Annotated in this window: 18 protein-coding genes and 1 pseudogene; 6 read left to right on the plus strand and 13 right to left on the minus strand. The window is 70.0% G+C overall.

Going from position 1 to position 25,200, the window contains the following annotated elements; all coding sequences use genetic code 11:
• Positions 1–176: 176 nt before the first annotated feature.
• Entirely contained in the window at positions 177–1,010 is an 834-nt protein-coding gene (locus tag ACZ5CR_RS16765) for an aldo/keto reductase (RefSeq protein WP_468857978.1), read from the minus strand.
• Between the two features lie 288 nt (positions 1,011–1,298).
• On the opposite strand from ACZ5CR_RS16765, the gene ACZ5CR_RS16770 reads away from it, so the two are divergent.
• The gene (locus ACZ5CR_RS16770) at positions 1,299–2,327 is read left to right on the plus strand and encodes a chitinase (protein ID WP_468857979.1); all 1,029 of its coding nucleotides are present in this window, start codon (positions 1,299–1,301) and stop codon (positions 2,325–2,327) included.
• Positions 2,328–2,339: 12 nt separating this feature from the next.
• Here the strand turns inward: ACZ5CR_RS16770 and ACZ5CR_RS16775 are convergent, their stop codons facing one another.
• From ACZ5CR_RS16775 to ACZ5CR_RS16795, 5 genes are all read right to left on the minus strand, one after another.
• Positions 2,340–3,164, minus strand: coding sequence for an ABC transporter ATP-binding protein (locus ACZ5CR_RS16775; protein WP_468857980.1), 825 nt, complete (start codon positions 3,162–3,164; stop codon positions 2,340–2,342).
• Positions 3,161–5,992, minus strand: coding sequence for an ABC transporter permease subunit (locus ACZ5CR_RS16780; RefSeq protein WP_468857982.1), 2,832 nt, complete (start codon positions 5,990–5,992; stop codon positions 3,161–3,163). Before ACZ5CR_RS16780 ends, ACZ5CR_RS16775 begins: the two co-directional genes overlap by 4 nt.
• Before the next feature lie 15 nt (positions 5,993–6,007).
• Positions 6,008–7,270 (minus strand): ABC transporter substrate-binding protein, encoded by a 1,263-nt coding sequence (locus tag ACZ5CR_RS16785; protein WP_468857984.1) that lies wholly within the window; start codon positions 7,268–7,270, stop codon positions 6,008–6,010.
• A gap of 133 nt (positions 7,271–7,403) precedes the next feature.
• Entirely contained in the window at positions 7,404–9,227 is a 1,824-nt protein-coding gene (locus tag ACZ5CR_RS16790) for an AMP-dependent synthetase/ligase (RefSeq protein WP_468857985.1), read from the minus strand.
• Between the two features lie 204 nt (positions 9,228–9,431).
• Positions 9,432–10,988 carry an MFS transporter gene (locus tag ACZ5CR_RS16795; RefSeq protein WP_468857987.1) on the minus strand — a complete coding sequence of 519 codons (1,557 nt, stop codon included), beginning with the start codon at positions 10,986–10,988 and terminating at the stop codon, positions 9,432–9,434.
• A gap of 111 nt (positions 10,989–11,099) precedes the next feature.
• Here ACZ5CR_RS16795 and ACZ5CR_RS16800 point away from each other — a divergent pair, with 111 nt between their 5' ends.
• On the plus strand, positions 11,100–12,113 hold the full coding sequence (locus tag ACZ5CR_RS16800) for an Lrp/AsnC family transcriptional regulator (RefSeq protein WP_468857989.1): 1,014 nt from the start codon (positions 11,100–11,102) through the stop codon (positions 12,111–12,113).
• 6 nt (positions 12,114–12,119) lie between these two features.
• Here ACZ5CR_RS16800 and ACZ5CR_RS16805 read toward each other — a convergent pair whose 3' ends face one another.
• A complete protein-coding gene (locus ACZ5CR_RS16805; RefSeq protein ID WP_468857990.1) occupies positions 12,120–13,004 on the minus strand; it encodes a LysR substrate-binding domain-containing protein in 885 nt (294 codons plus the stop codon).
• Positions 13,005–13,130: 126 nt separating this feature from the next.
• Here ACZ5CR_RS16805 and ACZ5CR_RS16810 point away from each other — a divergent pair, with 126 nt between their 5' ends.
• Positions 13,131–14,198: a bile acid:sodium symporter family protein gene (locus ACZ5CR_RS16810; protein ID WP_468857992.1), complete on the plus strand. Its 1,068-nt coding sequence runs from the start codon at positions 13,131–13,133 to the stop codon at positions 14,196–14,198.
• On the opposite strand, the gene ACZ5CR_RS16815 is transcribed toward ACZ5CR_RS16810, so the two are convergent.
• The 3 genes from ACZ5CR_RS16815 to ACZ5CR_RS16825 all read right to left on the minus strand — a co-directional run bounded on the left by ACZ5CR_RS16815 (position 14,134) and on the right by ACZ5CR_RS16825 (position 18,419).
• Positions 14,134–15,390 (minus strand): DUF4185 domain-containing protein, encoded by a 1,257-nt coding sequence (locus ACZ5CR_RS16815; protein ID WP_468857994.1) that lies wholly within the window; start codon positions 15,388–15,390, stop codon positions 14,134–14,136. The genes ACZ5CR_RS16810 and ACZ5CR_RS16815 overlap by 65 nt on opposite strands.
• A 10-nt stretch (positions 15,391–15,400) precedes the next feature.
• A complete protein-coding gene (locus ACZ5CR_RS16820) occupies positions 15,401–17,302 on the minus strand; it encodes an exo-alpha-sialidase (protein ID WP_468857995.1) in 1,902 nt (633 codons plus the stop codon).
• Positions 17,303–17,813: 511 nt separating this feature from the next.
• Entirely contained in the window at positions 17,814–18,419 is a 606-nt protein-coding gene (locus tag ACZ5CR_RS16825; protein ID WP_468857997.1) for an RNA polymerase sigma factor, read from the minus strand.
• Between the two features lie 693 nt (positions 18,420–19,112).
• Between ACZ5CR_RS16825 and ACZ5CR_RS16830 the strand changes: the two genes are divergently transcribed.
• From ACZ5CR_RS16830 to ACZ5CR_RS16840, 3 genes and pseudogenes are all read left to right on the plus strand, one after another.
• A complete protein-coding gene (locus ACZ5CR_RS16830; protein ID WP_468857999.1) occupies positions 19,113–19,787 on the plus strand; it encodes an alpha/beta hydrolase in 675 nt (224 codons plus the stop codon).
• Positions 19,788–19,870: 83 nt separating this feature from the next.
• Positions 19,871–21,151 carry an alpha/beta hydrolase gene (locus tag ACZ5CR_RS16835; RefSeq protein ID WP_468858001.1) on the plus strand — a complete coding sequence of 427 codons (1,281 nt, stop codon included), beginning with the start codon at positions 19,871–19,873 and terminating at the stop codon, positions 21,149–21,151.
• Positions 21,152–21,180: 29 nt separating this feature from the next.
• Positions 21,181–21,390: pseudogene (locus ACZ5CR_RS16840) on the plus strand (MarR family winged helix-turn-helix transcriptional regulator); the annotation flags it as partial.
• Positions 21,391–21,502: 112 nt separating this feature from the next.
• Here the strand turns inward: ACZ5CR_RS16840 and fdhD are convergent.
• From fdhD to ACZ5CR_RS16855, 3 genes are read right to left on the minus strand one after another with little or no spacing between them, the layout of a single operon-like run.
• Positions 21,503–22,366 (minus strand): formate dehydrogenase accessory sulfurtransferase FdhD, encoded by an 864-nt coding sequence (gene fdhD / locus ACZ5CR_RS16845; RefSeq protein ID WP_468858003.1) that lies wholly within the window; start codon positions 22,364–22,366, stop codon positions 21,503–21,505.
• 5 nt (positions 22,367–22,371) lie between these two features.
• Positions 22,372–23,232, minus strand: a complete 861-nt coding sequence (locus ACZ5CR_RS16850; protein ID WP_468858005.1) for a 2Fe-2S iron-sulfur cluster-binding protein — start codon at positions 23,230–23,232, stop codon at positions 22,372–22,374.
• On the minus strand, positions 23,229–25,193 hold the full coding sequence (locus tag ACZ5CR_RS16855) for an NADH-ubiquinone oxidoreductase-F iron-sulfur binding region domain-containing protein (RefSeq protein WP_468858007.1): 1,965 nt from the start codon (positions 25,191–25,193) through the stop codon (positions 23,229–23,231). Before ACZ5CR_RS16855 ends, ACZ5CR_RS16850 begins: the two co-directional genes overlap by 4 nt.
• Positions 25,194–25,200: the final 7 nt, after the last annotated feature.

Genomic DNA, 25,200 nt, shown 5'->3' on the forward strand with positions numbered 1-25,200 from the left:
TGGCGGCGGCCGGGAGATCGTTCCCTCCCGTGCGGGGGGTTGCGCCCCCCCCCCCCCCCCCCCCCCTCCCCCTCCCCCCCCCCCACCCCCCCCCCCCCCCCCCCCCGGGCCAGAATTTCGTACGAGAGCACGAGGGAAAGCCTCAGACCTCAGACCTGAGACCTCAGACTCAAGCCTCAGACCACGTCGAACTCAGCCGGATCCGCTCCCAGCCGCCGGTCCTCGTTCAGCGCGCTGATCGCCGCCATGTCCTCGGGGTCGAGCTCGAAGCCGAAGACGTCGATGTTCTCCTTGATCCGCGACGGCGTCACGGACTTGGGGATCACCACGTTGCCCAGCTGGATGTGCCAGCGCAGGACGACCTGCGCGGGCGTGCGCCCGTGCTTCCGGGCGATCGCGACGATCGCCGGGACGTCCAGGAGGCCCTTGCCCTGGCCGAGCGGGGACCAGGCCTCCGTGGCGATGCCCTGTTCCGCGTGGAACTCGCGGGATACGCGCTGCTGGAGGTGCGGGTGGAGTTCGATCTGGTTGACCGCCGGGACGACCGACGTCTCGGCGAGCAGCTGCTCCAGGTGCTCGGGCAGGAAGTTCGAGACGCCGATGGACTTCGCGCGGCCGTCGGCATGGATCTTCTCGAACGCCTTGTACGTGTCGACGGCGAGGCCCTTGGAGGGCAGCGGCCAGTGGATCAGGTACAGGTCCACATGGTCGAGGCCGAGCTTCTCCAGGGACGCGTCGAAGGCGCGGAGCGTGGAGTCGTAGCCCTGCTCGGCGTTCCAGAGCTTCGTCGTGACGAAGAGCTCTTCGCGGGCGATGCCGGAAGCGGCGATGGCCTTGCCGGTGCCCTCTTCGTTGCCGTAGATGGCCGCGGTGTCGATGCTGCGGTACCCGGCCTCCAGCGCCGTCGCGACGGCTGTCTCGGCCTCGGCGTCCGGCACTTGCCAGACGCCGAAACCGAGCTGCGGCATCTCGACGCCATTGTTCAGGATGATCGGGGGGACCTTGCTCACGAGCTCTCGATCCTTAAGTCGTCGGGTGGTGCTCCCATGGTCAACGATCAGATGCGGTGCTGCATTCCATGACCACTCCCGGGTGAAGCCCGGGTGTTTTTTGGTCCGCACCATTGACCGCGTTCCGTCATGCCGCGACTCTATTGCACGTCACTGAACGCAGAACACTCATGTGAACGCCTGGTGAACTCCTCACCGCACCCCCGCTCCATCCCCTTCACCAGGGCCTCCCGCGTTTTCAGATCGTTAGGAACCCTTCCTAACAACGCAAAGGAGAACACACCCCCCATGTCACCCACCCCCCGCAAGGCGGCCACCGCGCTGGCCGTGGCCGGAGTCCTCGCGACGACGGCGTCCCTCGCCCTGGCCGCGCAGTCGTCGGCCGCACCCCTTCGGGCGGCAGCCGACGCGCCGGCCGTCAAGGCGTCCGGCACCATCCACGCGGCCCCGTACGAGTACCTCGGCTGGGGCAGCCCCCAGAAGCCCACCGACGTGATGGCCGCGACCGGCGTCAAGTGGTTCACGCTCGCCTTCATCCTGTCCGACGGCGGCTGCAACCCGGCCTGGGACGGCAGCCGCCCGTTGAAGGGCGGCTCCGACGAGTCCGCCATCAAGTCCATACGCGGCGCCGGCGGCGACATCGTCGTCTCCGTCGGCGGCTGGAGCGGTGCCAAGCTCGGCGAGAAGTGCGCCAGCGCCTCCGCGCTGGCCGGGGCGTACCAGAAGGTCATCGACGCCTACAAGCTCAAGGCGTTCGACATCGACATCGAGGACACCGAGTTCAGCAACGCGACCGTGCGCCAGCGCGTGGTCGACGCCCTCAAGATCGTGAAGCAGAAGAACCCCGGAATCGTCACCTACGTGACCATGGGGACGACCCCGAGCGGTCCTGACGCCACCGGCAAGGACCTGATCAAGCGCGGCGCCGCGGCCGGTCTCGACAACAACGCCTGGGTGGTCATGCCGTTCGACTTCGGCAGCCACAGCGGTTCCATGGGCGACGCCTCGGTCAGCGCCCTCGAAGGCCTGAAGGGTGCGGTCAAGAGTGCCTACGGCTACAGCGACGCCGACGCGTACAAGCGCATCGGCATCTCCTCGATGAACGGCAAGACCGACGTGGCGGGCGAGACCGTCACCACGGGCGACTTCAAGAAGATCCTCGCCTACGCGCAGCAGCACCACATCGCGCGGTTCTCCTTCTGGGCCGTCAACCGCGACCGCGACTGCTCGTCCGGCGGAAGCGCCGGGGACTCGTGCAGCGGCGTGTCGCAGGCTCCGTACGACTTCACCAAAATCGTCGCTCAGTACGGAGGCTGAGGGCGCCGACCGTCAGGCCGTGGTGGTGCCGAGGTAGGCGTCCCGCACTCTCGGGTCCGCTCGCACCTCGGCCGCCGTGCCCTGGGCCAGGACCTTGCCCAGGTCGAGGACGACCACGCGGGCGCAGAGCTCCATCACGAAGGCGACGTTGTGCTCGACGAGGAGCACGGCGCAGTCTTCCTCGTCCGTGAGATGCCGGATGACGGCCGACAGTTGGCCTCGCTCGTCGGCCGTCATTCCGGAGGCGGGCTCGTCCAGGAGCAGCACCCTGGGCGGGTCCGCCACCGCGCGCGCCAGTTCCACCATGCGGGCCCGGCCGACGGGGAGGGCTCCCGCGTAGTCCTCGGAGAGGTTCTCAAGTCCGCATTCACGCAGCACAGTTGAGGCGCGGGCCCGCCTCTCCCGCTCGTGGGTGCGCCGGGTGGGCGCCGCGAGCAGATCGGCGGTGAACCCGCCACCACCGCCCCGCCACTCCTGCGCGACGAGCAGATTGTCGGCCACCGTGAGCTGCCCGAAGAGCTGCTGACGCTGGAAGGTGCGGCGCATGCCGTGTCGGGCGCGCCAGACGGGGGAGCGGCGGGTGACGTCCACGCCGTCCAGCAGGACGCGCCCCTGGTCGGGGCGGCGGATGCCGGACACGACGTCGAACAGCGTGGTCTTTCCTGCCCCGTTGGGGCCGATGAGGCCGCAGACCTCGCCGGAGCCCAGGCTCAGGTCCACGTGGGCGAGGGCGTGGACACCGCCGAAGCGGACGCCGATGCCGGTGGCTTCGAGTACGTGGTCGCCCGTGGCTTTGAGTACGTGGTCGCCCGTGGCTTCGAATGCGCCGTCGCTCATGCCGTGCCCACTCCTTCGGTGTGGCCCGTCGCGGCCATGCCCAGATAGGCCTCGGTCAGCTGGTCCGCCCGGACCTCGGAACGCGGGCCGCACCAGGAGACCCGGCCCTGCGCGAGGTAGGCGACGGTGTCGGCGATGCCGAGGATCTCGGCGGCCTTCTCCTCCACCAGGAGCAACCCCGTTCCCGCGTCACGGAGTTCGGCGAGGAGACGGAAGACCTCCTCGACCACCCGGGGCGCGAGGCCCAGGGACGGCTCGTCCGCGATCAGCACCTTGGGCGGGCGCTGGAGGAGGGGTGCGAGGGCGAGCATCTGCTGTTCGCCTCCGGAGAGGGAGCCCGCGGTGACCTTGCGCCGTGCGGCGAGGCCGGGGAAGCGGTCGTAGACGGCCTCGCGGGCGTGCCCATCGGGGAGGTGCAGAGTGAGGTTCTCCTCGATGGTGAGGGAGGGGAAGATACCGCGGCCTTCGGGGGCGAGGACGACTCCCGCTCGGGAGCGGTGGACGGGGCCGTTCTTCGTCGCGTCAGCTCCAGCGACGTATATCTGCCCCTCGGTGGGGGCGAGGAGTCCGGCGGCCGCCCTGCACGTCGTCGATTTGCCTGCCCCGTTGGGGCCGAGCAGGGCGAGGATCTCGCCGGGGTGGACGGCGAGCGTCACTCCGTGGAGGACGGGGGTGCCGTCGTATCCGGCGTGGACGTCACGCAGGGCGAGGGAGGGCGGGGTCGGCGGTGTCGGCCGGGTCGGCGGGGTCGGCGGGGTCTTCTCCCCGGGCCCGCCCCTTCCTGATACCGGCTCCGCCGTCACCGGCGGCCGTAGATCACCGCCTCCGCCGAGTTCGTCCTCAAGCGCCGGACGGGCTGAAAGCTCTCGCCCTCCGGGGTCCGGAAGCGAACCGCCGGAGGCAGCCCCAACCCCCACCATCCATACCCGCCTCCGATGCAACCGCACCGAAACCGCCGCACAGTACCCATCAGGATCATTGGCCAACGCAAGCCCCGCCAACCCGAACAGAATCACCGGCAACTGCACGGACTCCGTCACGTAGTCGGCGACCAGATGCGGCACGATCGCGAAGACAAGCCCCGCCACCACCGCGAACTGCGGCCTGCGCACCCCCGCCGCCACCACCACCGCCAACCAGATGAGCCCCGTCATCGCGGTGAAGTCCGTGGCCGTGATCCGGGTGTTGAACGACGCGTACATCACGCCGCCGAACCCCGCGAGCCCCGCCGACAAGGTGAACACAAGCAGCTTCGTCCGCACCACCGAGACCCCGGAGGCCATCGCGGCGGCCGGAGCGGACCGCACCGCCAGCATCGCCCGCCCCGTCGCGGAACCCCGCAGCGCGCTCAACGCGGCCACGGTCACCGTCACCAGGACGACCATCGCCACGCCCATCGCGCGATCGTCGCTCAGGTCGACGGGGCCGAAGACGGCCCGCGGGATCTCCCATCCGGTGTCGCCGTTCCTCAACCAGCCCATCTGGAAGAGGACTTGATCGGCGAGGAAGGCAAGGGCGAGCGTGGCAAGCGCGAGCGACCGGCCGCCCAGACGCAGCGCCGGCAGCGCGACAAGGGCGCCGAGCACCGCCGCCCCGCACGTCCCGACCAGCGCCGCGGCGATGAACGGCCACCCATGGCTCATCAGCAGCCCCGCCACGAGGGCCGCGCCCGTCACGAACGTCGCCTGCGCGAGGGACACCATCGCCCCGAGACCTGTCACCACCGTGAAGGAGATGAAGACCAGCGAGATCGCCAGCCCCTGGGCCAGGATGCCGCTCCAGAAGGGTGTGGTGACCGTGTAGAAGGACAGCGCGAGCAGCACACCACCCACCGCCCACGGGCCCCACCTGCGTACCCACGACTTCCCGGCGAGATAGTCGATCGGCGGCGCGTCCACCGCCGCCGTGCCCGCGGTCCGCTGCCGCCGCGTCATCAGGAGCAGCCCGGCGAAGAGGATCAGGAACGGTACCGCCGTACGGAAGCCCGTGATCTTCTCCGCGAAATCGGCGTACCCGGCGACCAGATTCTGCAGGACACCAAGGCCGAGTCCGCCCGCGAACGCCAGCGGAATCGACATGAAGCGCCCGAGGACGGCGGCCGTGGCCGACACGAACAGAAAGAGGGTGAAGTCGTGTGACGACAACCCCAGCAAGGGAGTTGCCAGCACACCGGCCAGGCCCGCGAGAGCCGACGACAGCATCCACGCCACCGACGAGAGCCGGTCCGCGCTCATGCCCCGCAGCTCCACGAGGGAGCGGTTGTCCACCGCGGCCCGCAGCCGCAGTCCCAGCGGCGTGTGCCGCATCAGGATCCACAGGCCGACCGCGACCACGGCCGTCGCGACCCACGTGATCAGCTGGTCGGAGTCGATGCCGACGCCGTCCAGCAGCTGCCAGTTCTTGGCGGGGCTGGGCCCGACGCCCGGCAGGCCGAACTGGTTCTCGGCCGGTTTGACGGACGCTCCCGCGTCCTGAAGGAGCTCCACCACCCACAGGCCCAGCGCGGGCAGCGCGACGAGCAGCCCGATCGTCGCGACGATCTGCGCGGTCTCGCCCACCCTCGCCAGCTTGCGGAACATCAGCCGGTCGAGGCCCCAGCCGAGCGCGGGCGCCACGACGCAGACGAGAAGCAACGCCGTCGGCACGGCGGGCCAGCCGAAGCCGGAGTGGAGTTCGTAGAAGGCGAGCGCGCAGAGGTAGCCGGTCGCGCCGTGCGCGAAGTTGAAGAGCCCTGAGGCGGAGTAGGACAGGACGAGGCCCGTCGCGAGCAGCGCGTACAGGGCGCCGGAGACGAGACCGCTCAGCACGAATCCCAGCAGGTCGGACATGGCTGCCCCGCCCTTCTACTTGAAGGGGATGGGTTCGTAGCACGTGAAGGGCGAGGACACCGAGTACTTCCCGTCCTTCAGCTGGACGAGGGCGCCGCAGCCGAACGACTCCTTCTGCCCCTTGGGCAGGCTGCGGTCGCCGACCATCGTGCCCTTGTCGAAGAAGCCGTTCGCCGCCTGCTGGAAGGAGTCGACGGTGAGGTCCTTGCCCGCCTTCTCGGCGATCGAGAGGAAGAGGTCCGCCGACATGTAGCCGGTCATCATGTGCATGTTGAGCGGGACGTCCTCGCCCGCCGCCTTCCTGATGTCCGCCTTGAACTGCCGCATCGCCGCGGTGTTCTGCTCGAACGGCTGGAAGGACAGGAGGATGTGCACGCCGTCGAGCGCCTTCTTCGTCGCGCTCTTGGCGAGGAGGCCCGGGTCGTAGTCGGTCGGGTCCGTGATCACGCCCTGGAAGCCGGAGCGCTTGACGGCCGTGAACAGGCCGATGTTGTACGGGGTCTGCATCACGGAGACGACGACGTCCGGCGCCTTGCCGCCGTCGGAGCGCAGGATCTCCTTCGTGTACGCCGACCAGTCGCTCGGCACGGAGGTCGCGGGCACGGTCGACTTGGCGTACGTCACCTTGTAACCGGCCGCCGCGAAGCTCTGCTTGTAGGTGCGGACGGCGAAGGTGCCCGCGTCGTTGTCGTTGGCGAGGATCGCGACCGACTTGCCCTTCGAGCCGTCCGTCACCTTCTTCAGGCCCTCGGGCCAGCTCTGGGTGATGGTGCCGCCGGGCATCGGCACCATGCAGCCGCCGAAGCCGTACATGTAACTCGGCCCGCAGAACGGCGGGATGGTGCCCCAGCCGAACGTCGGGACCTTCTGCTTCTGGAGGAAGTCGGCGCCGGAGAAGGTGACCGAGCTCATCGGGGAGACCGCGAACACCTTGTCCCGCTGGACGAGCTTGCGAGCCGCCGCGAGATTCTTGCCGGGGTCCTGGCCGTCGTCCTCCGCGCCCAGATAGTCGATCTTCCGCCCGTGTACGCCGCCTTCGGCGTTCGCGCGGTCGTAGCGGGCTCTGGCCCCGAGGTCGGTGTCCTTCTTGCTGTAGCCGCTCGCGGTCGTCATGGAGACGATGCCGCCGACCTTGATGGAGTCGGCGCTCACACCGCGTACGGAGCCGCCGTCCTTGCCGTCGCCGCTCGAACCGCTGCTGTTGGAGGCGGAGTTGCAGGCAGTGGCGAGGAGCAGTGCGGCCACGGCGGCGGTGATGGTGCGGAACGATCGCGACACGGGTGAGCCCCCTCCGACGAAGTGAGGGTGATTCTGTGCGCGACCTGATGAACCGTCAATAAGCGACGCCACGGTAATTGATGAACCGTCAGAAACCTTCCGGGTCAACTCAAGGGCTACCTCAAGGGTCACCTCAAGCGCGGTACAGCGCCTCGACCTCGGCTGAGTAGGCCGTCTCGATCGCCTTGCGCTTGAGCTTCAGCGAAGGCGTGAGCAGCCCGTGCTCCTCGGAGAACTGGTGAGCCAGTATCCGGAACGTACGGATCGACTCGGCCTGCGAGACAAGGGTGTTGGCGGCCACCACGGCCCGCCGCACCTCGGTCTCCAGATCCGGGTCGCGTACCAGGTCGTTCGGGGACATCGACGGCTTGCGGCGCATGGTCAGCCAGTGTTCGACGGCCTCGCCGTCCAGCGTGACGAGCGCCGCGATGTAGGGGCGGTCGTTGCCCACGACGATGCACTGCGCGACCAGCGGATGGTCGCGCACCCGCTCCTCCAGCTGCCCCGGCGAGACGCTCTTGCCGCCGGACGTCACCAGGATCTCCTTCTTGCGCCCGGTGATCGTGAGGTAGCCGTCCTCGTCGAGGGCGCCCAGGTCACCGGTGGCGAGCCAGCCCTCGTACAGGGTGGCGTCGGTGGCCTTGGGGTCGTTGAGGTAGCCCTGGAAGACGTTGCCGCCGTTCAGCCAGATCTCGCCGTCGTCCGCGATGTGCACGGTGGTGCCGGGGATCGCCTGGCCCACCGTGCCGTAGCGGGTGCGCTCGGGCGGGTTGGCGGTCGCGGCTGCCGTGGACTCCGTCAGGCCGTAGCCCTCGTAGATCTCGACGCCCGCGCCCGCGAAGAACAGGCCGAGGCGCCGGTCCATCCCGGAGCCGCCCGACATCGCGTGGCGCACACGGCCGCCCATGGCGTCGCGCACCTTGGCGTAGACGAGCTTCTCGAAGAGCGAGTGCTGCATGCGCAGGGCCGCCGAAGGTCCGGGCCCCGTGCCGAAGGCCTTGGCCTCCATCGCGTCCGCGTACCGCACGGCGCACTCCACGGCCCTGTCGAAAGGACCCGACTTGCCGTCCTTCTCGGCCTTGCGCCGTGCCGCGTTGAAGACCTTCTCGAAGATGTACGGCACGGCCAGGATGAAGGACGGGCGGAACGCCGCCAGGTCCGGGATGAGCGCCGCCGCGTTCAGGCTCGGCTGGTGGCCCAGCTTGACCCGGCCGCAGACCGCGGCGACCTGCACCATCCGCCCGAAGACGTGGGCCAGCGGCAGGAAGAGCAGCGTCGTCGCCTCGTCGCCGCGCCGGGAGTGGAAGACCGGCTCCCAGCGGTGGATGACCGTCTGGGCCTCGAACATGAAGTTCGCGTGGGAGATGAGGCAGCCCTTGGGGCGACCCGTGGTGCCCGAGGTGTAGATGATCGTGGCGATCGAATCCGGGGTGACGGCGCGGCGGTGGCGGTTGACCACCTCGTCGTCGACGTCCTGGCCCGCCCGGTACAGCTCGTCCACGGCGTCGGCGTCCAGCTGCCACAGCCTGCGCAGCTGCGGCAGCCGGTCGATCACCGAGCCGATCGTCATCGCGTGGTCCTCGTGCTCGACCATGGCGGCCGACACCTGCGCGTCGTGCAGCATCCAGAAGACCTGCTCGGCGGAGGACGTGGGGTAGACCGGCACCACTTGGGCGCCGACCGTCCAGAGCGCGTAGTCGAAGAGCGTCCACTCGTAGCGGGTGCGGCACATGATGGCGACGCGGTCGCCGAAGCGCACGCCCTGGGCGAGCAACCCCTTGGCGAGCGACATCACCTGGTCGCGGAACTCCGCCGAAGTGATGTCGCGCCACACGCCGTCGGTCTTGCGGCCGAAGGCGATGTGGAGCGGATCCTCAAGGGCATGGTCGAACACGACGTCGGCAAGGCCGCCCACCAGCGGCGCCGACGCCATCGGAGGGTTCGTGAACTCGCGCAATGATGCTCCTTGTGGCGCTCCGCACAGCGCCGGTGACGGTACCCCACCGCGGAGCCGGGCGGGAGAGGGGTGAACTACCCCTCGGTACGTACCATTCACGCTGGTCAGCCGGTGAAATCCGGCCACAAGGGGAGAGGCGGGACAGATTACTTACGGTTGAGTAAGTTTCGGTGGCGTAATCTCCACCGAATCTGTACGCAGCGGTTACGGCTGTGACGCCCCTTCGGAGACCCGCTCGACGGGCGCCGGAATCTTCGCTTCCGGTGTCTCCGTACCCGTACCCGTACCCGTGCCCGTGCCCGTGCCCGTGCCTGTGCCTGTGCCCGTACCCGAGCGTGCGGACCGCACCATGACGAGTACCGCCGCCCCCGCCACCAGACCCACCACACCCGCGACGACCGCCGCCGAGTTCAGACCGGAGGCGAACGCCGTCCGCACCGCATGATCGGAAAGCGTGCCACGCATGGCCGACGCACCGCCTCCCGCGACGGTGTGAGCCGCGTCATGGCCGAGTGTGTCCTGCATGCGCGAGGTCATGACCGTGCCGAAGACGGCGACGCCGAGCGCGTACCCGAGCTGGCGGAACGTGTTGACCGCGCCGCCCGCCATCCCCGAGTTCGCCGGCGGCACCGCCGCGAGGGCCGCGCCCCCGAGCGCGGGCGAGACCAGGCCGGTGCCGACGCCCGCGAGCGTGAGCCCGGGGATGAGCGCACCCCAGGACGATCCGGCGTCGAGCACCGCGAGTGCGACCCCGCCCGCGCCGATCAGGAGCAGACCCACGCCGATGGTCAGCCGCGCGGGTACCCCGTGAAGGAGCCGTCCGCCCAGCGCGGCGACGACGAACGAGGTCGCGGCCAGCGGCAGCATGACGAGGCTGCCGTGCACCGGGCTCATGCCGAGCACCGTCTGGAGCCAGATCGAGAGGTAGGGCATCAGGCCGAACGCGGCCGCGTTGTAGCCGATCGCGCCGACCAGTACGCCCGTGAAGGCGGGCATGCGCAGGAGCTTCAGGTCAAGGAGTGGGTGCGCGACGCGACGTTCGACGGCCACGAAGGCGGCGAGCGCGAGCACCGCGACCGTCAGGGTCAGCACGGTGGGCGTCGACGTCCAGCCCTCCGAACCGGCCCGCACCACTCCGTACGTCAGCCCGCCCGCGAAGAGCGCGAACGTCACCGTGCCCGCCCAGTCGACCCGGCGGCCCGCCTGTCCCTTCGACTCCGGCACCACGCGCAGCGTCAGCCACATCGACGCGACGCTCACCGGCAGGTTCACGAAGAAGATCCACCGCCAGCCCGGCCCCTCGGTGAGCAGCCCGCCGACGATCGGCCCCATCGCCGCCGCGGCCCCGCTGACCGCGCCCCAGACGCCGAGCGCGACCGACCGGTCCCGCCCCTGGTAGGCGGCGCCGAGCAGTGGCAGGGTCGTCGCGAACATCGCTGCGGCGCCGAGCCCCTGCAACGCGCGGGCGGCCACCAGGACCTCCGCGTTCGTGGCGAGCCCGCAGCCGAGCGAGGCGAGCGCGAAGAGCGCGGTGCCCGCCACGTTGAGCCGCCGCCGGCCGAGCACGTCCGCCGCGGCCCCGACCCCGAGCAGCAGCGCGGCGAGCGCGAGGGCGTAGCCGTCGATCACCCATTGCAGATCGCTCAGCGAGGCGTTCAGCGCCCTCGCCATGTCGGGCAGTGCCACGACCACGATGGTCACGTCCAGCAGCAGCATGAACGTCCCCAGGCATACCGCTGTGAGCGGCCCCCATGTACGCATTGTCAACTCTCCTCGTGCGATTTCTACGACGCGTGTGCGTTCCTCGTACGATGGAGTCCGTCCGGACGATCCAAGTCATCAGTCACGAGAGATCGAAGGAATTCGACACTGATGGGCAGTACAGCAACGGAATCCCCCACGTCGGCCATGCAGGACTCGCTCGACGTCAGACTGCTCCAGGCGCTGGAGATCGACGGCCGCGCGCCCTTCAGCAAGATCGCCGCCGTCCTCGGCGTCTCGGACCAGACCGTCGCCCGCCGCTACCGCAGGCTGGTCTCCGACGGCAGTCTGCGGATCGTCGCCGTCCGGGACCACGAGAAGCTCGGCCAGGACCAGTGGATGCTGCGGCTGCGCTGCGCTCCCGAAGGAGCCGACGCCATCGCCACCGCCCTGGCGCGGCGCCCCGACACCTCATGGATCGGCCTCACCTCCGGCGGCACCGAGGTCGTCTGCTGCACCCGGCCCCGCACCCGCACCGACCAGGACGAACTGCTGCTCGCCAAGCTCCCGCGCACCCCGCACATCGTCGACATCCGCGCCCAGCAGATGCTGCACCGCTTCTTCGGCGGCCCGGACGGCTGGCTGATGAAGCACGGTCCGCTCGACGCGGAGCAGATCGCGGCCCTGCGCCCCGCGCAGCAGCCCGCGTCCGCCGTCCGCACCGACGTGCCCCAGCGGATCGAGCCGGAGGACGAGCCGCTGGTCGCCGCGCTCGAACAGGACGGCCGCGCGACCTACCCGGAGCTTCAGCAGGCCACCGGGCGTTCGGAGTCGGCCGTCAAGCGCCGCCTCGGCGCGCTGCTCGCCTCGGGTGCGCTCTACATCGACATCGAGTACGCCAACGCCCTCATCGGTCTGCACGTCGGGGCGATGCTCTGGATCACCACCGCTCCCTGGGCCATGGAGTCGGTGGGCAACGCCCTCGCGTCGCATGCCGAGATCGCCCACGCCACAGCGGTGGCAGGCCCCTCCAACATCATGGCGACGGCAGTGACCCGCGACATTCCCGCGCTCTACACCTATCTGAGCGGAAAGCTGGGGCAGCTCGACGGCGTCCAGCACGTCGAGACCGCGCCGTTCATGCGCCGCGTCAAGCAGCTCACCTACCGGCCCTATCCCCGCTGACGGCCCCTACCTCCGCTGACGCCGCCGGTGCAGCCGGTCGCCGCCCGCCAGGATCGAGGCGGCGAGCGCGTCCGCCGCGCCCTGCGCCCCTTGGGCGGGAGCCCGCCGCTCGCCGTGCAGGAGCACGAAGTCGACCGCGCCGAGCTCCGGAAGGCCCGCCCGCTCCGGGACGCGGACCAGGCCCGGCGGGATCAGGCCGTGGGAGTGCGCCATCACGCCGAGTCCCGCGCGGGCCGCGGCGACCAGGCCGTTCAGGCTGCCGCTCGTACAGGCGATCCGCCACGCACGGCCGCGCCGCTCCAGGGCCTCCAGGGCGAGGGCGCGGCTGATGCCCGGCGGCGGGAACACGATGAGCGGCACCGGCTCATCGGGGTCGAGCCGCAGCCGCTCGGCGCCGATCCAGACGAGTTCGTCGTGCCAGACCAGCTCGCCGCGCGGGTCCTCCGGGCGCCGCTTGGCAAGGACCAGATCGAGCTTGCCCGCGTCCAGCTTCTCGTGCAGCGTGCCGGACAGCTCGACCGTCAGCTCCAGATCGACGTCCGGATGGTCGTGCCGGAAGGACTCGAGGATGTCGGTGAGCCGGGTCAGGACGAAGTCCTCCGACGCCCCGAACCGCAGCCGCCCGCCGAGCCGCGTCCCGGTGAAGAACGCCGACGCCTGCTCGTGCACCTCAAGGATCCGCCGCGCGAAGCCGAGCATGGCCTCGCCGTCCTCCGTCAGCTCCACCGAGTGCGTGTCACGCGCGAAGAGCTGGCGTCCGGTGGCGTCCTCCAGGCGGCGCACGTGCTGGCTCACCGTGGACTGGCGCAGACCCAGGCGCCGGGCGGCCTGCGTGAAGCTCAACGTCTGGGCCACGGCGAGGAACGTACGGAGCTGGGCGGGGTCGTACATGGTCACGAGGCTATCGCAGGTTATCGCGGAACGTGATGACAGTCAGTGCGGTATCCGGGATTCCCGATTGCGGTGATCAGGAGGATCATCGAGAGGGCACGACATGAACCGAACCGATGGAGCGAAGTGAAACGCCCGAGCTGGCCCACCTGGATGCCGATCGACCCCTACATCCTGGCGTTGCTCGGCACAGTGGGCGTCGCCGCGCTGCTGCCCGCGCGCGGCGTCGGCGCCGACATCGCGGGCGGGGCGTCCACCGCGGCGGTCGCGTTCCTGTTCTTCCTCTACGGAATGCGGCTCTCCACCCGCGAGGCGCTTGACGGGCTCAAGCACTGGCGGCTCCATGTCACCGTCCTGGCCTGTACGTTCATCGCCTTTCCGCTGCTCGGTCTCGCGGCCAAGGGCCTCGTTCCGTACGTCCTGACGCCCGCCCTCTACAGCGGGTTCCTCTTCCTGACGCTGGTGCCCTCCACGATCCAGTCGTCGATCGCCTTCACCTCCATGGCGCGCGGCAACGTACCCGCGGCGATCTGCGCGGGCTCCTTCTCCTCGCTGGCCGGCATCGTCGTCACACCGCTGCTCGCGGCCGCCCTGCTCGGCAACAGCGGGGGCGGGTTCTCCACGGATTCGCTCGTGAAGATCGTGGCTCAACTCCTTGTGCCGTTCCTGGCCGGTCAGCTTCTGCGCCGGTGGCTCGGTGGCTTCATCGCACGGCACAAGAAGGTGCTCGGCTACGTCGACCGGGGCTCGATCCTGCTCGTCGTCTACACCGCGTTCAGCGAGGGCATGGTGGAAGGCATCTGGCACCAGGTGACGCCGCTGCGGCTCGGCGCGCTGCTCGGCGTGGAGGCGGTGCTGCTCGCCGCGATGCTCGCCCTCACCTGGTACGGGGCCAAGCGGATGGGCTTCGACCGGGGGGACCGTATCGCCATCCAGTTCGCCGGGTCCAAGAAGTCGCTCGCGGCCGGACTTCCCATGGCGAGCGTCCTGTTCGGGGCCCAGGCCTCACTGGCCGTGCTGCCCCTGATGCTCTTCCACCAGATGCAGCTGATGGTCTGCGCGGTGATCGCCAAGCGGCGCTCGCGCGACGCCACGGACGCCGAGGACGCCACGGACGCCGAGGACTTCGTCACCCAGCCGTCGCAAGCCGAAGAGACACGAACCGCGGTCGGTACAGGGACACGTTCCGGCTGACGTTCGCCTGCGCGCTCGCGGGCGCCGCGTCCAGCCAGTTGACGTCGTAGCTGAGCAGCAGCCGCCCGTTCCCGCTGAGCGCCGGATGGGCCTGGGGGTTGTACGCGGCCATGTCCTGCTCGGCCGAGCCGTCCTTCGGCAGCGGCGGCGAGAAGCCCTTCGCGGGGCCGTGCCAGGGACCGGTGGGCGAACACGCCCAGTAGGAGGTCACATCGGTCAGACCCTGGGTGCCCGCGGCCATGGTGAACAGGACGTACGTCCCCTTCACGCGCACCACCGTGAACGCGCTGCCCACACCCTTGCGTTCACCGTCACCCAGGACGTGGCGCGGCTTCCCGGACTCCGTCCAGCCCGTGCCGTCCCAGTACCGCCACGCGCCGGGCTCCGCGAGCCTGCCCTTGGGGACGCGCGCCACATAGGCGTGCGAGGCGGGGCGCGCGGCGGCCTTGCCGTCGTTGCCGCCGAAGACGTACGTCCAGTCCCCGTCGTCGACCGTCGTCGTCCCGTACAGGACGCGCTTGTCCGGGTCCGGCACCGCTTGCTGGTCGGAGACCTTGACGATGCCCTCGACGCGCAGATCGGGCAGGGAGAGCGTGGCGACCTCGGTGGCGAGCGGGACGCCGTAGATCCACGGGCCCGTCCCGGTGGCGCGGGTCCACAGCAGGACACGTACGACGTTCTCGGACGAGCCGGGGGAGCGGGGCTCGACCTTCGCGGCGACCGGCCAGCGCCACTGCTGCGGCGCCGGGTCGGGGAAGAGCGGGGCGGGCAGGGTGTTCTGCAGGGTGCCCGAACGTGACATCACCACACCCGAGTTGCGGACCATGGGGGTGGTCGCGTCCCGCCATGTGTGGGGCTGGCCCACCGGGTTGGGCGGCGCGTGCACCTGGCCGAGGAAGGTGTCGGAGAACAGCCAGAGCAGCCGCCCGTCCGGCAGGCGCACCGAATGCGTGCCGTCCCCGCCGGTCCAGTCGTCGGCCCGTGCGGTGTCGTCGCCGTAGCGGGCGAACGCCCCGGTGACCTTGTCGTCGGCGGCCCAGGACGAGACGGTGCGCGCCCGGCATGCCACGCCGCCCTCCCGGTCGTCCGGGAGGGCGGTGAGCAGCACGGCCGCGCAGGCCAGGACGAGCAGCAGGACGATCCAGATCCTGCGCGCGCTCGGGCCGCCGCGTGGACCTTGGTCGGCGGGCACGTGCGGGACGTTAGTTGCTCGCGCGCACGTGGTCCATGGGGAGCCACGCCACGGTGTCCCGCGTCACAGGAGTCTTGGACCCGCTGTCCCCGCCGAGCCGTGTCAGCTCGGCGTCACTCAACGCCCGGTCGTATACGCGCACTTCATCGATGGAGCCCGTGAAGTGAGCCCGGCTGTCGACCCGTTGACCGACATGGAAGCCGTATCCGGAGTTGCGGGTGACCGAGCCGGGGACGTCGGCCGTGGTGATCCGCGTGCCGTCGATGGACAGGGTGAGCTGCCCCGCGCCGCGGCGCAGCGCGATGTGGTGCCACTGCCCGTCGTTGTACGCGCCCGTGGTGCGCACGGACGCGGACCTCGGGGCGGTGGCGCCGTCGCGCGTGGTGATCAGGCCCGTGACGCGGTTGCTCGCGGGTTCACCGCGCAGCCACACCTGGGGCTGGTTGGTGCCGATGCCGCCCATCCACAGCAGTGGCTGTTCCCCGCTCGTCGCGGAGTAACGGAACCACAGGGAGGCGGTGAAGTCCTTGGTGCCGAGCGGGAGTTGATCGCGGTAGGGCAGGCGTACGGCGTCGTTCGTCCCGTCGAAGGAGATAGCTTTGCCGAACCGGCCTTCGGTCGTGGACGCCCCGCCGAGCACGGCCGCGGGCTTCGCGCGCGGCGCGCGGTCGGCGGTCGTCGGGTCGGGGCCCCTGCGCGGCTGCAGCCAGTCCTCGGTGAAGCGGGCGAAGCGGATCTCGTCGCGGGCGTCGACCGCCCCGCCCTCGTACATCAGGCCCACGTGTTCGCCGTCGGCCCGCACCATGTCCGAGTAGCCGGACCAGTCCGTGGTCACCGTCGTGCCGCGGTCCACGCTGTCCCAGGTGCGGCCGCCGTCGTAGGAGGAGCGGATCTGCATCGTGCGGCGGCGGTCGGGGTCACCGGGGCAGGCGAGCAGCATGCGCTTGCCGAACTGGAGCGTGGAGCCCTGCACTTGGGGTGTGTAGAGATCGGGGATGGCCTTGAACGGCGCGACGAAACTCTCGCCGCCGTCGCGGCTGACCGCGTGGGTGCGGTGCCCGAGATCGGTGCCGTCCTGCTCGCGCCCGCTGACGTAGAGGGCCCCGTCCGGGCGCTCCGTGACGGTCATCTCCGACGGCTTCTGCCGGAAGGTGCCGTCGGCCGCTATCGGATACGAGTCCGTCGCGCCGATCCTCCAGTTGTCACCGCCGTCGTCGCTGACGACCAGCGCCGCGTGGTTCGCGGTGACCCGACTGCCGTTCCAGGTCTCGGTGTTGACGGTGAAGACGAGCCGTCCCGCGTGCCGGCCGCGGGTCAGCTGGAGTCCGTGCACGGGGCCAGTCGCGTACCAGGAGTTCCAGTCCTTCGGCAGGATCTGATCGCTCAGGTCACGCGGCGCCGACCAGCTGCGGCCGTCGTCGTCGCTGTACTGGAGGTGCGGGGTGCGGTCGCAGGGTATGGCGCAGTTCTGCCCGTCCGTGCGGCCCGTGTTGTACGTCTGGGCCAGGAGGATGCGGCCGGTCCTGCGGTCCACGATCGGGGCGGGGTTGCCGTGCGTGTCGCCCGCGCCCTCGTTGACGACCTGGAGCGGACTCCAGGTGCGGCCGCCGTCCTGCGACCGCTTGACCACGATGTCTATGTCGCCCGCGTCGCTGCAGTCGTTCGTCCGCCCCTCGGCGAAGGCGAGGAGCGTGCCCTTGACCGTCTTCACGACGGCGGGGATGCGGTAGCAGGCGTACCCGGGGTCCTGCGAGGCCTTGAAGAGCACCTGCTGCTCGAACCCGGTGGCGCGGGTGTCCGGCGCCGCCTGCGCCGCGGGCCCGGGGAGCAGCACCCCGAAGGCGACGACGGTCAACGCGGCGGCGGTGGCGGTGCGGAGGGATCTGAGGCGTACACGGAGAGCTGATGGCATGGCGCGGTCCACCCTTCGAGGTGACTGGACATCCTGACATCCCACGTCCAACGTTCGCGCCTCAGACGCTACTGGGACGGCTCGACACCTCACAAGAAGCGTGCGTGGCACGAATGGGTGTGGCCTGGTCGGCCGGGTGCTTGTATCTCCCGGAGGGCGTGAGGCAGACAGCCGCAGCCCCGGCTGCGGCTGCGGTTGCGGCTCTTCTACGGTGCGACTGGTCTAGGCGCCTCGTCCGGTGGGGAAGTGGCGGGTGAAGGTGACGTGCTGTGGCTCGGGCTGGCTGGTGGGGGAGTGTCGGCGGGGACTGACGGGTCGTCCCGTGAGAGGAGTCGTGGCAGCACGAGGAGGACGGCTGCCAATGCTGCGGCCAGAAGGACTACCGCGGCCTTGCGCAGTCCGGGGTGGATGGCCATCCGTGCGCGGATCGATGGTGGGGAGGCCGGGCGCAGGGTGGTGACTTGGTTGGCCCGGGCGTGCAGTGCGGCGCGAAGGCGGTCCTCGACGGCTGTCATGGCGTCTCCTTCAGTCTTCTGGCCAGAGCCGTGAGTGCCCGGCTCGCTGTGGACTTCACCGCACCCCGGGACAGGCCCAGGGTCGCTGCGATGTCCGCTTCTGACATGTACGACCAGTACCTGAGGACGAGGACCTCCCGCTGGCGCACGGTGAGCAGTCTCAGGGCGCGCAGCACTTCCTGGTGTTCTTCCTTGAGGAGGATCTCTTCCTCCGGTGGTGGTGCGGGGAGGATGCGCGGGGGGATGTAGGCGCGCACGGTGCGCCTCCTGCGCAGGACGTCCCTGGAGGTGTTGACCACGCTGCGCCGTACGTAGGCTTCGGGGTCGGCGATGCTGTCGAGCGTGTTGCCGTGACGCCGGTAGAGGCCTGCGAAGGCTTCCTGGACGACGTCCTCGGCTGTGGGGATGTCGTCGACCAGGAGGACGGCCAGGCGCACGAGGTCGAGCCTGCGCCGGCGGTACAGCATGTCGATTTCTTCCGGCACTGTGACGGACGAGCGGCCCTTGAGGTCTGCTCTCCTTCCGCCCTGGGAGAGGCGGGCCAGGAGCCATCGCCACCGGCTGCGCGGGACAGCACCTTCACAGGTGAGAACGGCAGCCATCAGCGCCCTTCCCCAGCCGACGGCATGGTGACGTTCTGACGGTGTGCGTGTCGGCCGTCATCCGACCCGGGGCGCCGGGGGGACGCCGGGAAGGTGCCGCAGCCGGTTTCCCGGCGGGTCTTTTCTGGCATGGGGGTCAATTACCTGTCGAATGATTCGAGCGGTTCGAGGCCTTCAGAGGATGCCCTCCACTGACAAAGACGTGTGAGGCTCCCACAGGTTGCAGTTCACCTCGCGCTGTGAGCGTGCGGCTGTGGCCTGGCCTGGCCTGGCCCGTCTGCCGCCTCCGGAACCTAACTCGTCGGCAGCGTCCTGCAACCTCGGGCGGACCCGCACGTCTGTCAGGTCGTGAAGGGAAGTTCCGTCCTGGCACGGAACCCGTGTGCCTTGCTTGTGTACGGCACACCGACGTGCAGGTTGAACCTGAGGATTACTGTGCTGAGAGTCAGAGTCGTTGCCGCTGTCGCGCTGGGCTGTCTGGGCCTGGTATCGGGCTGTTCGGGCCCGGCTGACAAGCCGGCGCGTGACCCGGAGGCGGGGGCGTCGATGTCGTCGACGTCCTCCGCGCCGGCGCCGTCCGGGACAGGGAGCCGTGCTCCCGCGCCGCCGCCGGATCATGAGCCGGTCTCGTACAAGCCGAGCTGGCCCGACCGGACCGCGCGCACGGCTCGGGGACATCGCGTCAACACGTGTGTGCCGAAGGACCTGAGGAGCAAGGCCACCACGCTGACGACCAGCGACGGGGTGCATCTGTCGGCGCTGGTCCTGGGGGACGGGCCCGACGGTGTTCTCCTGGATCACGAGCAGGGCTACAACATCTGCTCGTTCGTCGACATCGGGCGGAAGCTGGCGGAGCGTGGCTACCACGTGGTGATCCCCGAGTACCGCAATCACGGTGCGTCCGAGCACGTGGCCGACAACGAGCACATCGACCGCGACGCCCGGGCCGGACTGGCTGAACTGCGCCGTGTCGGTGCGAAGAGGGTGTTCTTGGCGGGTGCGTCGTGTGGCGGTACGACGGCAGCTGTCGCCGGCGTGGACACACCTCTGCGAGTGGTGGGCCTTCTGATGATGTCCTCGCCTGCCCGGTGCCTCGGGGCGGACGGCGGGGCGGACGGCGTGACGGCGGTGCGGAAGCTGAGGGTTCCGACGCTGTTGGTGGTGTCGCCCGGTGACATGCAAGGCGCGGTGGAGAAGCAGGTCCGTGAGGTCTACGCGGCCTCCGCTGCCGGCAAGAAGAAGGAGCTCGTCATCAACAAGAGCGGTTTCCACGGAACAGACATGATCAGGCGGGCCGGTGCCTCAGGGGCCGCGTTGCAGGACCGGGTCATCCAGTTCGTGGTGGATTCCTACGACGCCGCCCGCTGAGGACGGCCTTCACCTGTACCCCGGGCGACGGCCACGAGTGGGACTGGACGCTCCGGGCCGGACCTGTACTCACCGAGAGAGACATGATGAAGCGACACAGACGTACGAGGACTTCGGCTCGTCTGCTGGGCCTGTCGGCAGCGGTGCTGTCCGCCGCGGCAGCAGCCTTCACGTATACGGCCGCGACCGGTGTCGCGGCACAGACCGAGGCGACGGGACGGAACGCGGTACCTTCGTCCGGGGCCACCAGGACGGTCCGCTACGACCTGGGCGATAAGGCCTGGCGACTGCCACAGACCGGTCAACCGGGCGAGCTGACCGGGGTGGTGCACTACCCCGCCGACCTGGGCACGGGGCGGCATCCACTGATCGTGATGCTGCACGGCCTGCACGACACCTGCGCCGACCGGAAGGCGGACGCGGCGCGCACAGCTGCCGAGCACGATGGTGACGACGCCGCGTACGAAGCTGCCAATGCCAAGCTGTCCGCCTGGCCGTGTGCGTCGGGAACACCCGCGTTGCCCAGTGAGCGCGGATACGACTATCTGGGCCGCAGGCTGGCCGCCCAGGGGTTTGTCGTGGTCTCGGTCGGCGCCAACGGCATCAACGCCTCCTCCGTGACAGGGGATGACAACGCTGCCGCGCGCGCGGATCTCATCAACCGGCATCTGCGCATGTGGCAGGAGCTCAGCTCCAAGGACAAGGGCGAGCTCGCCGGGAAGTTCACCGACACGGCGACCGGAGCGGCGCGACGTGTCGGCTTCGCCCACCACGTGGACATGGGCAACGTGGGGATCATGGGGCATTCCAGGGCAGGCGCCGGGGTCACCTGGCAAGCGGCTGACAGCCATCGGGGGCAGTGGCCCAAGGGCGTCGAGGTCAAGGCGGTGGCCGCTGTGGCGCCCGCCTACAACGTGATGACGGAGGACATGTCCAACTACACGATCACCAAGACCCCCTTCGCCTCCTTCCGGGGAACATGCGACGGACAGGTGGGCGGTGAGGCACTCTGGTTCGCGGCCGACGCGGCCAAGGGGAACCGGAGTGGCTTCTACCGGTTCGCGATCCACGGGGCGAACCACAACTACTTCAACACGCAGTGGTCGCCCCAGAGCCGTCAGGTCGCGGCCTCCGACGACGCCATGCCGGTGGAAGGACACCCCGGGCAGTGCACTGACCGTGAGGGTGCGGCGCCGACCAGGCAACTGACGGAGCCGCAGCAGCGTCATGTCGCCGCCACGTACCTCGATGCCTTCTTCCGCCGCCACCTCCTCGGCGACACCGGGCAGGACCAGGTCCTGACGGGGGCGCGGCATCCCGACGCGGCCATCACGGAGGTGGACGTCACCACCGCTGCTCCCTGAACGGCAGCCGTCTGCGTAAAGGGGGCAGCCTTCAGGAGGCCGGACTCGTCCTGCGCGCGCCCGACCCCGCCGACCGCCGCAAGAACGCGGTCACGATTACGGAGGACGGCGAGCGGACCCTCGTCCGCTGTGCCGAGGCGGCGCGGCGCGCCAACGATGAACTCCTGGCTTCTCTTTCGGCTGCCGAGCGTGAGCAGTTCCTCTCACTGCTCACCCGGATCTCGGGCACCGAGGCGTAAAGGGGCAGAGACATCTAGAAGTACGGAGACGGAGCGGGACCGGGACCCCGCCGGCGCAGGGGGCGCTCCCCGCCGGTCGGGATCCCGCCGCCGTGCAGCGGGGAGCAGCCGGTCAGCCCTTTGAGGCCGAGGCCCGCACGGCGATCCGGTGCTCGCCCGCGTACACGTTCATGGAGGAGCCGCGCAGGAAGCCGACCAGGGTCAGACCCGTCTCGGCGGCCAGGTCGACGGCGAGGGAGGAGGGTGCGGAGACGGCGGCGAGCACCGGAATGCCCGCCATCACCGCCTTCTGTGCCAGCTCGAAGGAGGCGCGCCCCGACACGAGGAGCACGGCACGCGACAGCGGCAGACGGCCCTCCTGGAGGGCTCGCCCGACGAGCTTGTCGACCGCGTTGTGCCGGCCCACGTCCTCCCGTATGTCCAGGAGTTCACCGTCCTCGGAGAAGAGCGCCGCCCCGTGCAGGCCCCCGGTCCGGTCGAAGACCCGCTGCGCCGCGCGCAGCCGGTCGGGGAGGCACGCGAGCAGGTCGGTCCCGAGCCGGACCGGGGGAGCGCTGCCGCCGTCCGTGTCGTCGATCGCCCAGCGGGCCGTCGTACGGACCGCGTCCAGGCTCGCCTTGCCGCACAGGCCGCAGGACGAGGTGGTGTAGACGTTGCGTTCGAGGGTGATGTCGGGCAGGACGAGTCCCGGGGCGGTCTTCACGTCGACCACGTTGTACGTGTTCGAGCCGTCCGCCGTCGCCCCCGCGCAGTAGACGATGGACTGGAGCTCGTCCGCGGAGCCGAGCACCCCCTCGCTCACCAGAAATCCCGCCGCGAGCGCGAAGTCGTCACCCGGAGTGCGCATGGTGATCGCAAGCGGCTTCCCGTTGAGCCGGATCTCCAGCGGTTCCTCCGCGACGAGGGTGTCGGGCCGCTCGGTGACGGCCCCGTCCCTGATGCGGATGACGCGGCGGCGCTCCGTGACTCGTCCCATGTCGATCAGTCCCGGTTCTGTACGTGCTGGTAGCCGAAACGGCCCTTGATGCAGAGGTTGCCGTGGGTCACCGGATTGTCGTGCGGTGAGGTGACCTTCACGATGTCATTGTCCTGCACGTGCAGCGTCAGGTTGCAGCCGACTCCGCAGTACGCGCACACCGTCGTCGTCTCGGTCTGCTGCTCCTCGTCCCAGGTCCCCGCGGCCCGCATGTCGAACTCGGACTTGAAGCTGAGGGCTCCGGTCGGGCAGACCTCGATGCAGTTCCCGCAGTACACGCACGCGGAGTCGGTCAGCGGTCCGTCGTGCTCGACGGCGATCCGGGCGTCGAAGCCGCGGCCCGTCACGGAGATGGCGAACGTGTTCTGCCACTGGTCGCCGCAGGCGTCGACGCACTTGTAGCAGAGGATGCACTTGTCGTAGTCGCGGACGTAGAGGTCGTTGTCGACCTTGGGCTCCTCATTGAGGCGTGCGGCGTCGGGGCCGAAACGGTCGGGCTTGGCGTCGTACTCCTTGAGCCAGCCCGCGACCTTCGGGGTCGTCGACATGTCGACGGACGAGGCGAGGAGTTCAAGGACCATTTTCCGGCTGTGCCGCGTGCGCTCGGTGTCGGTGAGAACGGTCATGCCCGGTTCGGCCGTGCGCGAGCAGGCCGGGGCCAGAGTGCGGGCGCCCTCCACCTCGACGACACACACCCGGCAGGCGTTCTTCGGGGTGAGGGTGTCGCCCTCGCAGAGGGTCGGGACGTCCTTGCCCGCGACCCGGCAGGCGTCCAGGATGGTCGACCCCTCAGGCACTCTGGCGTCCTGCCCGTCCAGCGTGAACTCGATGAGTCGGCGCGGGATTCCCAGCGGTACGGCGGTCACTTGTACGCCCCCAGGCGGTCGATGGCGGATTCCACGGCGTTCCACGCGGTCTGGCCGAGCCCGCAGATGGAGGCGTCCCGCATGGTCCGCCCCACCTCGCGCAGGAGAGCGATGTCACCGGCGGCCTCGGCCCCGGTCCGGTCGACGATGCGGTGCAGGGCCTCCTCCTGCCGGACGGTGCCGACCCGGCAGGGCACGCACTGTCCGCAGGACTCGTCCCGGAAGAACTCGGCGATGCGCACAAGGACGCGGGGGAGCGGCACGGTGTCGTCCAGGGCGAGGACGACGCCGGAGCCGAGGGTGGTGCCCGCCTCCCTCGTCCCCTCGAAGGTGAGCGGGACGTCCAGCTCGTCGGGGCGTACGAAGCCTCCGGCCGCGCCGCCCAGGAGGACCGCGCGGAGGTTGTCCGGCATCCCGGCGATGCCCAGGAGCTCGCCGAGGGTGGCCCCGAAGGGGAGCTCGTAGACGCCGGGGCGTTCGACGCTTCCGGAGACGCAGAAGAGCTTGGGTCCGGTGGACTTCTCCGTGCCGATGGCGGCGTACGCCTGCGCGCCCATGGTGAGGATGGGAAGCACGTTGACGAGGGTCTCGACATTGTTCTCGGCGGTGGGCTTGCCGAAGAGCCCCTTCTCCACGGGGAAGGGCGGCTTGGACCGCGGCTCTCCTCTGTACCCCTCGATGGAATTGAAGAGGGCGGTCTCCTCACCGCAGATGTAGGCGCCCGCACCACGCCGGATCTCGATGTCGAAGGCATACCCCTGCCCCAGGACGTCGTCCCCGAGCAGCCCACGCGCGCGTGCCTGCGTGATGGCGTGGCGCAGCCGTTCCAGGGCGCGCGGGTACTCGCCGCGGAGGTAGAGATAGCCGAGGTGGGCGCCGGTCGCGTACCCCGCGATGGTCATCGACTCGATGAGTGAGTACGGATCGCCCTCCATGATCACCCGGTCCTTGAAGGTGCCGGGCTCGGATTCGTCGGCGTTGCAGACGAGGTAGTGGGGGTGGTCGGGTTGCGAGGCGGTGGCCTGCCACTTCCGTCCCGTGGGGAAGGCGGCGCCTCCTCGGCCGAGGAGGCCGGAGTCGGTCACTTCACGGATGACGGCGGCGGGACCCATGGCGAAGGCGTTCCGCAGGGCGGTGTAGCCGCCGTGCGCGCGGTAGTCGTCCAGGGAAGACGGGTCCAAGGTGCCGATTCTGCTGAGGAGCAGGAGGCCTTCTTGGCCTGCTTGGGGGACGGCGAGGGCCGCGGGCGGCTCCGCGGGGGCGGTCTCCGGGGCGAGGGCGGCTCGGGTGAGGGTGTCGGGTGTGGCGGGGGCGAGGGTTGCGGTGACGTAGGTTTTCTCCCCGCTCCTCAAACGCCGGAGGGGCTGAGAATCAGCCCCTCCGGCGTTTGAGGACGAGCCGTCAAGGCGATGGGCGGTAACACCAGGCCCCCGCGCCAGCGGGTTTTCGGGAGGGGGCGGGGTGGGGGACAGAAGCGCCGCAGGCTCACCCGCCCGCACCACCAGCGCAGCCGGAGCCCGCTCGCACAAGCCCAGGCAAGGGCTCTGCTCGACAGCGACCCCGGGCTCCGGGGCGAGCCGCGCCTCCACCTCCCCGCAGAGCGAGGCCCCGCAGACGAGGTCCGTACACACCCGCACCACCGTCGCGGGACGCGGCCGCACCGAGAACATCGAGTAGAACGTGGCCACCCCGTACCCCTCCGCCGGCGGCACCATCAGCCGCCGGCAGAGGTAGTCCAGACCCCCCGCGCTCACCCACCCCACGCGGTCGTTGAGCGCGTGCAACCCCGGCAACAGCTCATCCCGCCGCTCCCGCGCCGCACGGCCTCCCCGTGCCCACCGCAGGTCCGCGTCGCTGCGGTCGTCGGAGCCCTCCCACGCCGACTCGGGCGGGCCGAGCAGCGCGTCGACGGCCTCCCGCTCCTCGTCCGTCGGCTTGCTGTCACCGAAGTGCAGATCCATACGTCAC

Source organism: Streptomyces sp. NPDC031274 (assembly GCF_055570235.1).

Coding starts and splice junctions, on each gene's coding strand:
- ACZ5CR_RS16775 (WP_468857980.1), bottom strand. CDS start 3,164: ATGAGCGACGGCGCATTCGAAGCCACGGGCGACCACGTACTCAAAGCC.
- ACZ5CR_RS16770 (WP_468857979.1), top strand. CDS start 1,299: ATGTCACCCACCCCCCGCAAGGCGGCCACCGCGCTGGCCGTGGCCGGA.
- ACZ5CR_RS16835 (WP_468858001.1), top strand. CDS start 19,871: ATGATGAAGCGACACAGACGTACGAGGACTTCGGCTCGTCTGCTGGGC.
- ACZ5CR_RS16795 (WP_468857987.1), bottom strand. CDS start 10,988: ATGCGTACATGGGGGCCGCTCACAGCGGTATGCCTGGGGACGTTCATG.
- ACZ5CR_RS16800 (WP_468857989.1), top strand. CDS start 11,100: ATGGGCAGTACAGCAACGGAATCCCCCACGTCGGCCATGCAGGACTCG.
- ACZ5CR_RS16855 (WP_468858007.1), bottom strand. CDS start 25,193: ATGGATCTGCACTTCGGTGACAGCAAGCCGACGGACGAGGAGCGGGAG.
- ACZ5CR_RS16825 (WP_468857997.1), bottom strand. CDS start 18,419: ATGGCTGCCGTTCTCACCTGTGAAGGTGCTGTCCCGCGCAGCCGGTGG.
- ACZ5CR_RS16820 (WP_468857995.1), bottom strand. CDS start 17,302: ATGCCATCAGCTCTCCGTGTACGCCTCAGATCCCTCCGCACCGCCACC.
- fdhD (WP_468858003.1), bottom strand. CDS start 22,366: ATGGGACGAGTCACGGAGCGCCGCCGCGTCATCCGCATCAGGGACGGG.
- ACZ5CR_RS16780 (WP_468857982.1), bottom strand. CDS start 5,992: ATGTCCGACCTGCTGGGATTCGTGCTGAGCGGTCTCGTCTCCGGCGCC.
- ACZ5CR_RS16805 (WP_468857990.1), bottom strand. CDS start 13,004: ATGTACGACCCCGCCCAGCTCCGTACGTTCCTCGCCGTGGCCCAGACG.